This window comes from Seongchinamella sediminis, assembly GCF_003457605.1.
Classification (GTDB): domain Bacteria; phylum Pseudomonadota; class Gammaproteobacteria; order Pseudomonadales; family Halieaceae; genus Halioglobus; species Halioglobus sediminis.
Genome location: NZ_QRAN01000005.1, coordinates 148,593 through 162,384 on the forward strand (window position 1 = coordinate 148,593; position 13,792 = coordinate 162,384).

Genomic DNA, 13,792 nt, shown 5'->3' on the forward strand with positions numbered 1-13,792 from the left:
GGGCCGGCAGGGTGTCAAGGTGGCGCCGGTTCAACCGTTGTTACCAATGCTTTACCACATCAGGTCGTCGGGGATTTCGTAGTCCTTGTACCAGTCCTTCTCCTCTTTATTCAGTTCCGGTTCGCAGGAGTCGGTGCAGTCGATCACGCGGCTGCTGTCCCGCTCGGCTATTTTTTCTGCCACTGGCCAGGGTACTACCTCGTACCGGTCGCCCTGTTTGACGATGGCCAGGCGGCCCGCCGACAGTTGCTTCTGTTCCATGGCGGAGATATGTATGCGCTTCACTTTTTTGCCGTCGGTAAAGTTAAAGGCAATGTCGCCCTTGCCGGTGGCCAGCTTGTTGCTTTCGATCAGCTGCTTGATCTGGGCATTGATCGCCTTGCGCTCGGCCTTGCTGTCCCGGGCCTGGTTGAGGGCCCGGTCGCGCTCGGCCTGCTCCGCCCGGGCCTTGCGCGCGGCTTCCTTGGCCTCGTCTACCAGCTCGATCCCTGAGCTGCGGGCGACCTTGGCCTGCTTGCGCTTCTCCTTCGCCAGCTGGCGGGCTTTCTTTTCGTCGCTGAGACCGGCCTGCAGTAGCTGGTCTTTCAATGAACCGGCCATGTGTTTCTCCCTTGTCGCGCCGGCGTTTGCCCGGCGCCGTTAAAAACTCGCATTTATATACGTCAGGGCCCGGCTGTCAATTACCAGGACTGCCGGTCTCCTGCGATACCGCCGACCGCGGTGGATTCCGCCCGGCAACAGGGGTATGGTGCCGATTGTCGCTTCTGTTCACAGCCTTGAGAGAATAACGGTAATGATTAAAGTCCACGGTGTTTCCGCGTCGCCTTTTGTGCGCAAAGTCCTGGCGGTGATGGCCATCAAGGAGCTGCCCTTCGAGCACCTGCCGCAAATGCCGTTCACCGATGACCCGGAGTTCCGCAAGATCAGCCCCCTGGGCAAAGTGCCCGCCCTGGAGGACGGTGACCTGGTGGTCAACGACTCCAAGGTGATTTGCCAGTACCTGGAGGACGCCTATCCTGAGCCCCCGGTCTACCCGACGGATATCGGTCAAAAGACCAGGGCGCGCTGGTACGAGGAGCTGGGCGGGACGCGGATTGCCGAACTGGCGGCGGGAATATTCTTCCAGCGCTTTATGCGCCCGGTGATGCTCAAGCAGGAAGCCGACGAGGCCCTGGTGGAGAACCTGATCAACAATAAACTGCCACCGATGCTCGATTACCTGGAATCTCAGGTACCCGCCGAGGGCTTTATCTTCGGTGAACTGGGTGTGGCCGACATTGCCCTGGTGAGTCCTTTCGTCAATGCCAGCTATGCCGGATACACGGTGGATAGTGAGCGCTGGCCCGGGTTTTCCGCCTTCTACCGGCGCGTGGTGAGCCACGCGGTGATGGCGCCATTGCTGGAGGCCGATGCGAAGGCGCTCGGGCTTGCGCCCTGAGAAGCCTGTCTTTTCTACAATACCCAGCTCACGGCGCAGGCCATGGCCCAGCAATTCACTGAACAGGGCGGTGCGGCAACGGCGGACCCCAGTCCCCTGCGGCGCTGGGTCACCTCCCGGCTGCTGACACACATTGCCAGTGACAGCCGGCTCACCAGGCGCCGGCGCAGGCTGGAAAAGCAGCGCCTGCGGGCGGGCAAACGCCACCGGGTGGAATATTTTCACCAGGTTGAAGATGCCTACAGCCAGCTTCTGGCACAGGTACTGGCGGCGTTTTGCCAGCGCTACGATGTCGAACTCGTTTGTCACCTGGTGCGCGGGCCCGAGGGCAAAAATGTCGCTGAACCGGCGCTGTTGCTCAAGCTGTCCTGCTACGACGCTTTCCATGTGGCGCCGGAGTACGGCCTCGACTTTCCCTGCAGCAGCTATGCCCTGGCGGAGGAGTCCGTCAATCTGGCGGCCGCCGTGCTCGCCAGTCTGGACAGCGAGCGCTTTGTTGCTTCGGCGGCCGCGGTAGGGGCGGCACTCTGGGCCGGTGATAGCGCTGCGCTGCAGCAAATCGCGACGGAGCTGGGCACGGCGAGCCCCGCAGAGCTGCAGTCTGCCCTGGATGCCGGGACCGCGCGCCGCGCCGAACTCGGGCACTACTCGGGCGGCATGCTCTACTGTGCCGGTGAGTGGTACTGGGGCGTCGATCGCCTCTACCACCTGGAGAAGCGATTGCGGGCGCTGGGAGCCGATACCCGGCCGGACCAGCCCATGCTGGTGCCGCGGCCGGAGATTGAGACAGCGGCCCCGCGGGACAACGGCAGTCTTACCCTGGAAATCTACCCCTCCCTGCGCAGTCCGTACACGGCGATCGTGTTTGATCGCAGCCTGCAACTGGCCGCGGATACTGGCGTTAATCTTGTTGTGCGCCCGGTGTTGCCCATGGTCATGCGCGGGGTGCCCGCAACCCGGGAAAAAGGGTTCTATATATTTGCCGATGTGGCCAGGGAGGCCCGGGAAGCGGGATGGTCCTGGGGTAGATTTTATGACCCCATCGGCGAACCCGTCAGGCGCTGTTACTCGCTGTACCCCTGGGCGGTGGCGCAGGGCAGGGGCAACGCCCTGCTGTCCTGCTTCCTGCGCGCGGCTTTTGTTGATGGCGTGAATACCAATACCCGGCGCGGCCTGCGCAGGGTAGTGGAAGCCGCCGGACTGGACTGGCGGCAGGCTGAACCGCGCATCGGCAGCACCGGCTGGGAAGAGATGCTGGAGGAAAACCGTCTCGCCATGTACGCGGCGGGCCTGTGGGGGGTGCCGAGTTTCCGCCTGCTGGACGCCAATGGCGAGGGGCTACTGAGCCTGTGGGGCCAGGACCGACTGTGGCTGGTGGCGCGTGAAATCCAGCGCCAGCTGGCCGCCCGCGGTGCCAACCGGTAGAACGGCCGGTCGTTGCCGCACCGCGGCCAACAGCGCTGGCTAGCTGCTGCTCCCGGATTTGACTTTGGTTTTGGCTTTCGCCCTGGTTTTTGCCTTGGCCTTGGCCTTGGCCTTGGCTTTGGGTTTTGCTGCCGCTTTCGCTTTCGCTTTCGCTTTCGCTTTCGCTTTCGCTTTCGCTTTCGCTTTGGTTCGGGTTTTGGCCGTCCCACTGGCGGCAGCGGCCGGTTTGGCGCTGGCAGTTGCCTTTGCTCGGGACGCTGGCTTGCGGGCGCCACCGGCGGCACGTTTTTTCGCGGGCTTGACCTTTATGCCTGCCGCATCTTCCAGTTCCTGCAGCGACTCCTCCATGTAATCGATCATGCGCTGGACATGGGGTAACGAGCGGCGGCAGGCAATGATGCCGAAATCCACATTCTCCGCGTAAGTGACCAGGGTGATATTCATGGCCAGGCCGTCGGTGACTATGGACAGCGGGTAGGAGCCATCCATGCGCGCGCCGTTCCAGTACATGGTCTCGCGGATCCCGGGCACGTTGGAGATCGCCACGTTATAGGGAGGAAGTTTGGACATCATCCCCAGGGGCGCGAGGATGGCGGCGGGGCTTTGCACTATAAGGAAAAACAGCTCAATTTCCCTGGGTGTCATCTCGGCGTAAAAGTCCTTGCTGGCCTGCATCGAGGTCTTGATTTTGGCGAAACGTTCACTGGGGTCGTCGATGTTGGTGGCCAGGTCGGCACTGATAGCCGCCACGGCATTGCCCGAATCGACGTCACCCGGCTGGCGCAGGGAAACCGGCACCATGGCTTTCAGAGGCGCTTCCGGCAGTTCCGCGTGCACCTGCAGATAGGTTCGCAGCGCGCCTGAGCACATGGCCAGTACGGCATCGTTGAAGGTGCCGCCAAAGGACTTGGCAACCGCGCTGATGCGGGCAAAGGGCCATGACTGGGCAACAAATCGCCTGGCCCCGTCGATCTGTGTGTTGAGTGCGCTGCGCGGCACTTGCAAGTGGGGCAGGGCCATTCCGCGGCCGTTGCCGGTCAGGGATTCGGCGAATGTTTTCACCGCATTGAACACGTGTGCGCCGCTGTCGATACTCAGCTTGAACATATCCGCCACGGAGCGCAGTTCCGAGGTGGTGTGTTCAGGGCGTTTGCCCATTTTCAGCCCGGCCTTGTACTGTTCCCACAGGTGCAGGGACAGGGGGGACTCCTCCAGTACGTGCCCGGGGTCCGCCGACAGCATGACCCGGGAGACGTGGATGGAGCGGGCCCCGTCCACCGCGGCGTGGTGGGTCTTGGTATACACGGCGAACTGGCGTTTGGGCAGGCCCTCGATCAGGTGCATTTCCCACAGTGGCCTGCTGCGTTCCAGCAGGGTGCCGTGCAGGCGGGAGACCAGGGTGAACAGTTCCCGGTAGCGGCCCGGCGCCGGCAGGGCGGAGTGGCGTATGTGGTAGTCCAGGTCCAGGGCGGGATCCGGTTCCCAGTAGGTATTCCCGGCCAGGCCCAGGCGGCCGGTCTTGAGCCGGTCGCCGAAGGGGGGCAGCATGGTCTTGGCGTTGCGCATGTTGTCGGCGAGACCGTGCAGGAATTCCTTTTCATCGGCCCCGGGCGGCAGGGTGTACAGGCTGACGCCGCCCACGTGCATGGGCATTTCCCGGGTTTCGCTGAGCAGGAAGCCCTTGTCGACAAAGCTGAGTTTCTTCATTACTTTCTCCTTCTCTGCCGTCCAGTCTAGCCTGAAAATCGCGGCTGCGCGCGCCGGTTCCAGCCTTATCTGGCGAAAATCTTCGTTGAGCCCCCTGTGTTGGCAATGCTATCGTTGCCCGCCAGCCAGCAGGCCCTAACAGCATAAACAGGAGCGTAATATGCCCACCAACCTTTTCGACCTCAGCGGCAAGATTGCACTGGTAACCGGCGCCAGCCGCGGCATTGGTGAAGAAATCGCCGGGTTGCTGGCGGAGCAGGGCGCCCACGTGATCGTTTCCAGCCGCAAGATCGACGGTTGCCAGGCGGTAGCCGATGCCATTACCGCCGCTGGCAACAGTGCCGAGGCATTCGCCTGCCATGTGGGCAATATGGATGATATCAGCGCCATTTTCGCCCACATCAAGGCCAGTCACGGCAAACTCGACATACTGGTCAACAACGCCGCCACCAATCCCTACTTCGGCCATATCCTGGACACCGACCTCGGTGCCTACAACAAGACCGTTGAGGTGAATATTCGCGGTTACTTTTTCATGTCCATCGAAGCGGGCAAGCTGATGCGTGAACAGGGCAGCGGTGTCATTGTCAATACGGCCTCGGTGAACGCGCTGCAGCCGGGGCCGATGCAGGGCATTTACTCCATTTCCAAGGCGGCCGTGGTCAGTATGACCCGCAGCTTTGCCAAGGAATGCGGGCCGCTGGGTATCCGGGTCAATGCCTTGTTGCCGGGTTTGACCAAAACCAAATTCGCCGGCGCTTTGTTTACCAACGATGACATTTACCAGACAGCCATCCAGGGCATTCCCATGGGGCGGCATGCCGAACCCGCAGAAATGGCCGGTACCGTGTTGTACCTGGTGTCTGACGCCAGCAGTTATACCAATGGTGAATGCATTGTGGTCGACGGCGGCCTGACGATTTAAGGCCTTTGTTTCAGTCGGCCGCTCCGTGGCCGACGCTGGCCTGCAGCAGGCTGGCGTAACCGGCTTTATAGTCGGGATAGCGCAGGCTGTAACCGGACGACTTCAGTGCGGTGTTTTTACAGCGCTTGTGGCTGACCGTGGCCGCTGTTGCAGTATCCTGCGTGAGCGGCGTAATCCCCAGCTGCCGGGCCAGCCAGGCCTCGACCTCGTGGGCGGGGCAGGGGCAATCGTCCACGCCGTTATAACTGTCGAGCACTGTCTGGTCCGCCCGGTCCCGTAACAGGAGATGCGCCAGGAACCCGGCGCAGTCATCGCGATGAATACGATTGGTATAGCGCACCGGCGTGGCGGGGCTGATGCGCCCCTGTTGGACTTTTTTCAGCAAGCGTCCACCAGGGGCGCCGTAAATGCCGCCAAAGCGAACTACCGTGGCCGGAAAACTGGCCTGAAATAGATGCTGCTCCGCGTCGATGATGGCGACGGCCCGCGGGTCTGTGGTGGACAGGGGGGCGGATTCGTCGATCCAGCCACCATTGCTTTCGGCGTACACCCGGGTACTGGACACCATGATGATGCGCCGGGGACGAGAGGCCCCCAGGCCTGCCAGCAGGTTTTTCGTCGCCGTGGCAAAGCCCTGCAGATAGCCCTCGACCTCACGTGAAGCCGGGGTGAGGGTGGTGAGCAGGTAATCGGGCGCCAGTGCCTCGACAAAGCGCAGGCTGCCGGGTTCGGTGTAGTCGGCCCGGTGCCAGCATATGCCATCGTCCGCTGTCTCCGGCTGGCGGCGCAGGGCATGGATATTCCAGCCGGCTGCCAGCAGCAGCGGCGCCAGGCGCCGGCCGATATCGCCGCTACCGACAATCAGCAGGCGCGGTTCAGGCACGGTGGGAATCCATACAGGCCAGTACCAGCGCCCAGAACTCGGCGAAATCATTGACTACCACGTCGGGTTTGTAGGGGTAGCGCGCGCTGCCGGGAAAAATCTTGTTGAGCCAGGGCAGGTCCCACTGGGCGCCATTGAAAAATACGCTGGTGGCGCCGGCGGTCCTGGCGGCAATGGTATCGGTGGTGGAGTCGCCGACGTACCAGACGCTGTCATTCATGGTGAATCCAAGATCCTTTACTGCCTGTTGTAACTGGTCCGGGTGGGGCTTTCTGCGCGAAGTATCGTCGCCACAGACGGCGGTGTCAAAAAAGCCTGACCAGTCTTCACCGTCGACATTGGCCAGTTCCTGCAGGAAGAATTCCCGGTCCCGGTTGGTGATAATGCCCAGGGGCAGATCCAGCGCTGCCAGCGCCTCCAGCACTCTCCTGACCCTGGGCTCGAAGGGCAGGGCCTTACCGAAGTATTTGCGATAGTGCCGGTTAAAGGCGGCGTGAGCGATGCGCTTGGCCTCGTTGTCCTCACCGAACAGCACTTCAAAAATGTCCGTGCGGGAGATCTTGCGGTCGGCCTTGACCCTGGGATGCAGCTGTTGCCGCTCGCGCACGTAGTCCACCAGCCGCTGGTCGTCCGGCGACTTGGATGACTCCGGCCTGACCAGTCGGCCTGCCAGGCCCAGCTGGGCCAGTTCCGGCAGCAGATCGTCCACCGCGTGGTACATGGCATCCAGGGTGTCCACCAGGGTCGCGTGCCAATCGAATAGAATGAGCTGCGGTGGCGCCAGGGTGGCGACCGCCGGGTGCCAGTCGGGTTCTACATGGGGTGGCAGTGGTTCACGGGGCGGCAGCCGCGGCGGCCGCGTTTGTCGGTCGCAGCGTTCCGGCGCGGCCTGGGCCAGGAGGTCGAGCAATTGCTCAAAGTCATCGACCACGGCCCGCGGCCGTCCACCGCGATTGTCACTGCCGCTGAACAGCCGCTCCAGCTCCGGTGGCGGCAGCAGGCCGGCGTTGTAGAAGACCGGGGTAATACCCGCCGCTTTCGCGGTGATCATGTCGGTAATGCTGTCGCCAACGTACCAGACCTCCGGCCCGGCCTCTACGCCCAGTTGTTCGCAGGCGTGGAGCAGCATGTCCGGTGCCGGTTTGTGGCGACCCGCCTCGTCGCCGCAGCAAGTGGTACTGAACAGCGGTCGCCATGCACCGTTGTCCAGCCGGTAGAGTTCATTGTCAAAAAATTCGCGGCTGCGATTGGTGGCCACGCCCAGCGGAATATCCAGTGATTTGAGGTAGCGCAGGTAGTCGGCGATACCCTTCTGGTAGGGATAAACCTCGCCGTAGAACTTGCGATAGCTCTTGTTGTAGGCGCGGTGGGCGATGGATCGCGCACCCTCGTCATCGGCGAACAGGGCGTCGAAGATTTCCGTGCGCGAGACGCGCCGCTCGGCCAGCACCCGGGGATGGAGCTTGCGGAAAATACGGATGTAGCGAATCAGCTTTTCATCCTCGCGACTGCCGGCTTGCGCCTCCGGTACCAGCCGGTCGATCAGCCCCAGCTCCTCCAGTTGGGGGAGCATGTCCTCGATAGCCTGGTACATGGCATCGAGGGTATTGACCAGTGTGCCGTGCCAGTCGAAGAGAATGGCGCGGGGAGGCGGCAGCGGCCCGCTAGCTGCCGACGTTGCCATAGTGCTCGACGTAGGCTGCGCACAGCCTGATTTTTTCCAGGGACTTGGCCAGGTAGCGCGGCCCGGATTCGTAGTCGGCGATTAGCGGCGAGAAAACCGCCTCCACCGAGGCTGCGTCCTCCTCGCTACAGAAACTGTCAAAGTAGTGAGGCGTCTGCCCTTTCTGCCAGGTGGGAATCCTGGCGATGACGGCGTCAAAATTTTCCTGCATCCATTGCCACATGGCTTGCTGGTGTTCTGGCACATCCATCTGCCCGGAAATGATATAACCGAACTCATTGACCGCGACTTCCGGCGACAGTATGGCGGCTCGCAGCTGCGCCGCCACTCCCGGGTCCTCGCTGCGCGCCAGTGCCTGCAGGTGGCGTTCGCGCAGAGTCACGTTTTCCTCTGCCAGGAACTGCTGCCACAGAAGTTCGGTGAAGGGTTTGCCGAGCGTTTTCACCCCGGCCAACAGCGCGATGTAGGCATAATTGCTGTCGATGCGCCCGGGGTGAATTTGCCCATCGTCAGCGTAGCCGGTGTAGCGTTTCGCCATCTCCGTAAGCGCCTGCAACAGGGCCTCGTCCCCTGCCCGCAGGGCCAGTGTCGACTGCATGAACACACGGTACTGGTTCTGGTCCGGGGTCAGGGACTCAAGCGCGTCCAGCTGCTCCAGCTGTGGCCGGTACCAGCTGGCCAGCAGGGTTTGCAGCTGCTGTTTTTGTGCCGGGGTTGAACCGTGGTCCAGCAGCCTGTAGATGCTGTCCCGGGGCCGGATCGACACCCGCCATGAATCGGAGCCGGCAATCACCGGCGCCGCGGCGAGAAAGTCCTCCATTGCCATCGCGCCGGCATTCAGTGCTGAGATCACGCTGCCGGCCACGGAAATCTGCTCGTGGGTGCTGAGCTGGTCGAAGCGCTGCAACAGTGCCTGCCACTGGTCACCCGGCAGGTTGAAGCGATAGTAGCTGGAGCCGTTGCTGTTGGGCAGCAGCGCCTGCGGACAGCGCTCGCTGTCCAGGTCCACTGACTGGCTGGCGCCCGCGGCGATAAAGCACTGCTGGCGGGGACCGGATTCGGTGAACAGGGTGATACAGGCGGGTATGGTCCAGCTCTGGTCGGCAGAGCCGCGGGAACCCAGCGGCAGATAGCGTTGCTGAGACAGCGCCAGTCGCGGGCGATCGCCGTCGCAGTCCAGCGCCATCGCCAGGACGGGTACCCCCGCCTGCTCGATAAAACTGCGAAAGGCCTCCTGCAGCACCTCGCCGTCTGCCTGTGGATTGGCCTCGGTGATTGCCGCCATGAAATCATCCGCGGTGGTGTTCTTCCAGGCAAATTTCTGCATGTACAGGCGAATCCCCCGGCGCAGGTTTTCCCGGCCGAGAAACTCCTCGAACATGGCCAGTACGCCGCCGCCCTTGGCGTAGGTGATGCCATCGTAGGCGGCACCAATGTCCTCATGATGGACAATGGGCTCGCGAATGCGCCGGGCACTGGCCAGGCTGTCCTCGTTCATCGCCCAGGCTGAGCCGTTGAACAGTGCGTCCAGGTAGTGGCCATCGGGATAGAGTTCGTCCAGGGTGATGTGTGCATGCCAGGTGGCAAAGGACTCCTTTAACCACAGGTCATCCCACCAGGCCGGTGTTACCAGATTGCCAAACCACTGGTGCGACAGCTCGTGGGCGTGGGTATTGAAGTAATTGTATTTGTCGAATTGCGCTGAGGATTCATCGAGCAGGATCAACTGTTCCCGGTAGGTGATGGCACCGGCGTTTTCCATCGCGCCGCTGGCAAAATCGGGAACCGCGATGATGTCCAGCTTGGTGTAGGGGTAGGCGGTGCCGAAGTACTGTTCCATCGCCACCAGGATTTCAGCGGTGTATTTCAGCGCGTAGTGAATCTCTGCGCCCCGGCCGCGGGTGGTGATGCCGCGCAGCGGCACCTCGCGCTCCCTCACCCTGCTTGCCGGGATCGGCTCCCATTCGACCACATCGAAGGGACCCACGGCGAATGCCACCAGGTAGGAGGGCAGGGCTTTGGTGGTGGCGAAGGTCAGGGTCTTCCAGCCCCCGCCGGCGGCGGCTTCGGCTATCTGCGGCGTATTGGCGATTCCGACCTGTTCCCGGGGCACGGTCAGTTTCAGATCAAAGGGCACCTTGAAGCCGGGCTGGTCAAACGCCGGGAAGGCCAGCCTTGCCGACGTCGCTTCGAACTGGGTGAAGGCATAGGCCAACTCGCCCTTGTCCACCCGGTACAGGCCCTCCAGGCTGGTATTGAAGGGCGCCCGGTAGGAGAAGGTCAGGGTCAGCTCACCCGCCGGCAACTCCTGGCCGGCAGTGAGGTGGACGACACCACTCTCGGTCAATTGCTGCCAGTCGAGGGCGATGGACTCGCCGCTATCGAGCACGGCCCCGGCGTCGCTGATTTGCAGAGAGCGCCCGTGCAGGTACAGCTCATCGCTCGCCCGCTGGAGCGAGGTCCTGATTCGCGCCTCACCGCTGAAGCTGTCCTCCCGGGGGTCTACCCGCAGGTGCAGGCTGTAATGCAGGGGGGCGGCATTATCGGGCAGCAGGCCGTCGGGAATGCTGTCCTCTGTGCCCGCGCTGGTGTTAGCAGGCAACGCCTGCGGATCGGGCTGAGCCGGGCCGGACCCTGCATCATCCTTGCTGCAGGCGGCGAGATTGAAGATAAAGATGAGCGCTATACCGAATGTGCTCGCCATTGTCTTGATGTGCATGGGGTTTCCCTGGCATTTTTTTGTTGCTGTTGTTAATGCGGCGCAGGCAAGTCATGGCTGGCCCGCGCTGGCGGCTTAAGTATAGGCCAGCCGTGGGGAAAATGGCTGCCGCAACACGGAGGGCCGCCACTGGTAGTGTGAGCGGGCCCTAGGGTTCGCGGCCGAATACCTGGGTCCAGTAGGTACCGTAGTCGCTGTTGGCATTGTACTGGCGGGCGGCACCCAGTTCATCGAAACTGGCGTTCATCAGGTTGGCGCAGTGACCATCACTGTCGATCCAGCCCTGCATCACCGAGCCAACCGTGCTGTACCCGGCAGCGATGTTCTCACCGAGGGCGTTCCAGGCGTAACCGGCGGCCGTGGCCCGCTCGCCAAGGCTTGATCCGTTGGAGCCGGTGTGACTGAAAAAGTTGTTGTTGGCCATGTCGGCGGAGTGGCCATTGGCTGCCGCTTCCAGCTTGCAGTTCCAGGTCAGCGCCGGGGCCGGCGAGAACAGGCCGCGGGAGCCGCAGTCGCGGGTACCGGCGCGGAACGCGTTGACCGCGTCGAGCATGGATTGCGCTTCCGCGGATACCGTGCAGCTACCGCCTTGATCCACCGGCGTGTTGTCAACCGGGTCGCAGCTGTCGCCAATGCCGTCGTCATCGACGTCGGCCTGGCTGGGGTTGTAGGTGTCGGGGCAGTTGTCGTCTCCGTTGCTCACATAACCATCCGGTCGGGTGATATCGGCAATCGAGTCGGCGGCGTCGCCGTAGCCATCAGCATCGGCATCGCGGTAGTAGGTGGTGGTGCTGAAGCCTTCATCGGTGAGGCCATCGCAGTCGTTGTCGACCGCATCGAACAGTTCGCTGGCCCCGGGGAAGATGTCGCCGTTGTTATCGTCGCAATCCCCGGCCTCGGTGCTGTACCCGGGCATCGGTTCCATGGAACTCACGCTATTGGATGCGACCCCGTAGCCATCGCCGTCCACATCGCGGAAATAGGTGATCATCTGCTCGTCGATGGCGCCATCGCAGTTGTTGTCGCGGTTGTCGGCGATTTCCTCGGCGTCCGGGTTCTGGCCGGCATTATTGTCGTTGCAGTCCAGGTCATTCCTGACGAACCCCGCGGGTTTGCGTCGCGCTATCCACGAAACCTCGGGGTCGCCAAAGCCGTCACCGTCGCGGTCCCGGTAGTAGGTCTCGTCGACGAAGCCCTCGTCCACGCGGCCGTTGCAGTTGTTGTCCACCCCGTCCTCAAGCTCGCGAGTGTAGGGATGCACCTCGGCGTTGCTGTCATCGCAGTCGCTGTCATTGATCACATAGCCGTCGGGCTGGCTGCTTGCGGTCACGGCTGTTGCCCGGTTGCCGTAGTGGTCGCCATCCGCGTCCTCAAACCAGCTCCTGCGGGTGGTTGCCGGCTCGAACTCCGCCGCGATCGGAATATCGCCATCGAACTGCTGGTACTGCTCGGCCAGTGGCGCCACGGTGGCCTGGCACACCGCGGTTGGCGAGGGTGTGCAGAGCCCGGTCCAGCGCACGAAGCGATAGCCAGCAGCGGGGACCGCGTTGAAGGCATCGGTGACCGACTGCTTGATCTCGAAGGCGCATTCGGGCTGGTCGCAATCCAGGGTGCCGGAGCCGGAGACAATGGAGCCGGTGCTGTCGGTGGTGATGACCAGGCGACAGCTGGCCAGCAGGCACAGGCCCAGGCTCAGGCCTGCCAGCCGGCACACGCCGCGCAGTTGTCGGTAATGGTCGCTGCTGCTCATCTGGCTGAAGTTCCCGGGGGCGCTGGTTTACGGTTGCTGTTATTGAAGGGCAGAGCAGCGTGGCAGGCCATTATTTTTGTTTCTTTTCTCCAGATTGGTGCCCGAAAATGTGAACTGGGTGGAAAAATGAACAAAATGTTGCCGCCCCGGGCGGGGCACGGCCAGGTTTACGGGTGGTCGGCCTTGTGGCCGTTCAGGCGAGGTAGCCGGCGGTCATTGCCTCGGCGGTCTGCCACAGTTTCCTGGCCATGGCGGCATCGGTCAGGTGATTTGGCCCGCTGACGGTGACCGGGTTACAGTCCTCGAAGTAGGCACCGGATACCCCGTCGAGGGCGGGACTGGTCGCCACGTAGAGCTGGGTGGCGGCGCCCTGGGCCGGGGTCTTGGCGATGATGCCGCCCAGCAGGTCGAAGGCGCGGCGCACAATCAGGGGCGCGGTGCGGGCGATATTGGTTTTCACCAGCCCGGGATGAATGGCGTTGCTGCTGAGCCCCGTCCCCTGCAGCCGCCTGGCCAGTTCCAGCGAAAACAGCGCGTTGGCCAGCTTGGAGCGGCCGTAAGCCGCGCCTGCGTCAAAGGCTTTCTCGCCGCGCAGGTTGTCGAAGTCGATACCTGCCGGCGGCGCCTGGCGATAGGCGGAGCGGCTGCTGACATGAACGATGCGACCCTGGCCGCGCTGCACCATTGGCGGCAGCAGGTGATTGGCCAGTACGAAATGGCCGAGAAAATTAACGGTAAATATTTTCTCGATGCCGTTGACCAGTTCCAGTTCGCCGAAGGTGTTAATGCCGGCGTTGAGCACCACGATATCCGGGATCAGGCCAAGGTCGGCCACGGCGGCAGCGCAGTCCACCGCGGACTGGAAGTCGGCGAGCTCCAGTGCCAGCGGCGTGGTCTTGCCGGCAACGCTGGCGCAGGCGGTTTCCGCCTTCGCCAGGGTCCGTCCGGTACCGAGCACGTGGGCGCCGCGCAGGGCCAGCACGCGCATGGTTTCGAAACCCAGTCCGGAGTTACAGCCGGTGACCAGCGCCACCTTGCCGCTGAGGTCCAGGCCGGCAGTGACTTCTTCCCCGGTAGATTCCGCGCCGAAGTCGCTGACGGGCAGGCTGCGGTCGATAGTCACCTCGTGCCTGTTGCCGCCACAGGCGGACAGGGCACCGGCGCTGCCGAGCGCGGCGGTGGCAACCAGCAGCTGACGGCGGGTCAATGGCATGGGCTGATCCTCAGTGCTCGCGGGGCTGGCTGCGCGGGGCAGAATATC

At 62.9% G+C, this 13,792-nt stretch carries 10 protein-coding genes; 3 read left to right on the forward strand and 7 right to left on the reverse strand.

The annotated features are described in order from the left end of the window. Nucleotides 1–51: 51 nt before the first annotated feature. The gene (locus tag DWB85_RS06535) at nt 52–600 is read right to left on the reverse strand and encodes a DUF2058 domain-containing protein (RefSeq protein ID WP_117953405.1); all 549 of its coding nucleotides are present in this window, start codon (nt 598–600) and stop codon (nt 52–54) included. A 193-nt stretch (nt 601–793) separates the two neighbouring features. On the opposite strand from DWB85_RS06535, the gene DWB85_RS06540 reads away from it, so the two are divergent. Beyond that, nucleotides 794–1,438 carry a glutathione S-transferase family protein gene (locus tag DWB85_RS06540; RefSeq protein WP_117953406.1) on the forward strand — a complete coding sequence of 215 codons (645 nt, stop codon included), beginning with the start codon at nt 794–796 and terminating at the stop codon, nt 1,436–1,438. 42 nt (nt 1,439–1,480) lie between these two features. Further along, complete coding sequence (locus tag DWB85_RS06545) at nt 1,481–2,863, forward strand: DsbA family protein (protein WP_117953407.1); 1,383 nt, start codon at nt 1,481–1,483, stop codon at nt 2,861–2,863. Nucleotides 2,864–2,902: 39 nt separating this feature from the next. On the opposite strand, the gene DWB85_RS06550 is transcribed toward DWB85_RS06545, so the two are convergent. Beyond that, entirely contained in the window at nt 2,903–4,570 is a 1,668-nt protein-coding gene (locus DWB85_RS06550) for a WS/DGAT/MGAT family O-acyltransferase (protein ID WP_117953408.1), read from the reverse strand. Nucleotides 4,571–4,730: 160 nt separating this feature from the next. Here DWB85_RS06550 and DWB85_RS06555 point away from each other — a divergent pair, with 160 nt between their 5' ends. After that, a complete protein-coding gene (locus DWB85_RS06555; protein WP_117953409.1) occupies nt 4,731–5,495 on the forward strand; it encodes an SDR family oxidoreductase in 765 nt (254 codons plus the stop codon). A gap of 10 nt (nt 5,496–5,505) precedes the next feature. Here DWB85_RS06555 and DWB85_RS06560 read toward each other — a convergent pair whose 3' ends face one another. From DWB85_RS06560 to DWB85_RS06580, 5 genes are all read right to left on the reverse strand, one after another. Continuing rightward, nucleotides 5,506–6,378, reverse strand: a complete 873-nt coding sequence (locus DWB85_RS06560; RefSeq protein ID WP_162846035.1) for an NAD(P)H-binding protein — start codon at nt 6,376–6,378, stop codon at nt 5,506–5,508. Then, a complete protein-coding gene (locus tag DWB85_RS06565) occupies nt 6,371–8,062 on the reverse strand; it encodes an HAD family hydrolase (RefSeq protein ID WP_117953411.1) in 1,692 nt (563 codons plus the stop codon). The genes DWB85_RS06560 and DWB85_RS06565 overlap by 8 nt, the downstream gene beginning before the upstream one ends. Next, the gene (locus DWB85_RS06570) at nt 8,043–10,781 is read right to left on the reverse strand and encodes a M1 family metallopeptidase (protein ID WP_117953412.1); all 2,739 of its coding nucleotides are present in this window, start codon (nt 10,779–10,781) and stop codon (nt 8,043–8,045) included. The genes DWB85_RS06565 and DWB85_RS06570 overlap by 20 nt, the downstream gene beginning before the upstream one ends. Nucleotides 10,782–10,929: 148 nt before the next feature. After that, nucleotides 10,930–12,531: a MopE-related protein gene (locus tag DWB85_RS06575; RefSeq protein ID WP_117953413.1), complete on the reverse strand. Its 1,602-nt coding sequence runs from the start codon at nt 12,529–12,531 to the stop codon at nt 10,930–10,932. Between the two features lie 193 nt (nt 12,532–12,724). Further along, nucleotides 12,725–13,744, reverse strand: coding sequence for an SDR family NAD(P)-dependent oxidoreductase (locus DWB85_RS06580; RefSeq protein ID WP_117953414.1), 1,020 nt, complete (start codon nt 13,742–13,744; stop codon nt 12,725–12,727). Nucleotides 13,745–13,792: the final 48 nt, after the last annotated feature.